This is a genomic window from Mesorhizobium sp. B1-1-5 (assembly GCF_006443065.1).
Lineage (GTDB): Bacteria > Pseudomonadota > Alphaproteobacteria > Rhizobiales > Rhizobiaceae > Mesorhizobium.
Window position 1 is genome coordinate 1 of the sequence record NZ_VFWS01000406.1, and the last position, 1,371, is coordinate 1,371.

At 60.9% G+C, this 1,371-nt stretch carries 2 protein-coding genes; one reads left to right on the top strand and one right to left on the bottom strand.

Features of this window, described 5'->3' with window-relative positions; genetic code table 11:
- The first annotated feature begins 118 nt into the window (after positions 1–118).
- Positions 119–856, top strand: a complete 738-nt coding sequence (locus tag FJ980_RS31855) for a glutathione S-transferase family protein (RefSeq protein ID WP_140547474.1) — start codon at positions 119–121, stop codon at positions 854–856.
- Positions 857–935: 79 nt separating this feature from the next.
- On the opposite strand, the gene FJ980_RS31860 is transcribed toward FJ980_RS31855, so the two are convergent.
- Positions 936–1,346 carry a helix-turn-helix domain-containing protein gene (locus FJ980_RS31860; RefSeq protein WP_140495388.1) on the bottom strand — a complete coding sequence of 137 codons (411 nt, stop codon included), beginning with the start codon at positions 1,344–1,346 and terminating at the stop codon, positions 936–938.
- Between the last annotated feature and the right edge of the window lie 25 nt (positions 1,347–1,371).

Sequence of the window (1,371 nt, forward strand, 5' to 3'; positions counted from 1 at the left end):
AATGGCTGTCTCGATCATGACTGCATCATAAGAGATAGATGCAATTGCATCAAGCTTGACGACCAATGCATTTGCATCTAGGTAGAGGCGAATGCATCGATATCGAGAGGCAAATCCGATGAAGCATGCCAACACCCTCATTCTCGTCAGCCATCCCCTTTGCCCCTATGTCCAGCGTGCGGCGATCTCGCTGGCCGAGAAAGGCGTGCCGTTCGAGCGCGTCGACATCGACCTCGCCAACAAGCCTGACTGGTTCAAGGCGGTCTCGCCGCTCGGCAAGGTGCCGCTGCACGCGCAGCAGCGGGGGAACGATGAGACGGTGATCTTCGAATCCGCCGTCATCCTCGAATTCCTCGAAGAAACTGAGGCCAATCCCCTCCACCCGGCCGACCCCTATGCCCGGGCCCGGCATCGTGCCTGGATCGAGTATGGCTCAGCCATCCTCAACGCCGTCGGCCGGTTCTATTCGGCGTCGACCGAGGCAGGATTCCTTGCCGAGTCTCGGACGCTGTCGGAAATGTTCGATCGTGTGGAGACCGAATTGGCGGGCGAAGCCGGCCGGACTGGACCATGGTTCGAAGGCGGGCGCTTTTCGCTCGTCGACGCAGTCTACGGCCCTGTCTTCCGCTACATCGATACCTTCGACCGGATCGGCGATTTCGGCATTCTGGACGGCAAACCGCTCGTCCAGGCCTGGCGCCAGGCATTGAGTGGACGCCCGTCCGTCAAGCATGCCGTGGCGCAGGACTATCCACTGCGCCTGCATGCCTTCCTGCGGGCGAAGGGATCGTATCTTTCGACGGTCATTCGCAAGAACGATCCGGCCAGCGCGCTTCCGCCAGCCCAGTTCGCCTGAACGGATGGACCACCGTGCCGGCCACCATCGAGGCGAGGAACTGCGGCGAATGCGCGGCGTCGCGGCGCCACCCCGCGGCTTATGCCTGGGCGGCATCAAAATCCGCACGCGCTTCGCGCACCGCATCATGGTTGAGTTCGGCCCATAGGATCAGTTGATGAAAGGCGCCGAACATCGAGCGCCCGAGATCGGTCAGGCTGTATTCAACGCTCGGTGGTTTGGTCGGGAACACTTCACGATGCACATAGCCGTCGCGCTGCAAATCATGCAGTGTCTGGGTCAGCATGCGCTGCGAAATGTCGGGCACCAGCCGCCGCAACTCACCGAAGCGATACGGCCTTTCAGCCAGCGCCATCACCAGCAGCGATCTCCATTTGCCGCTGACGCCCTGGATGACATTGCGAACCGGACAGTCGGCAAAATTACCGCCCCCGCTCATCGCTTTGTAGGTCTCCAGCTTCGATTTCAGATTGGTGACCTTGCCGTCCATCGCTGGTTCCCTGGATGTGCCTACC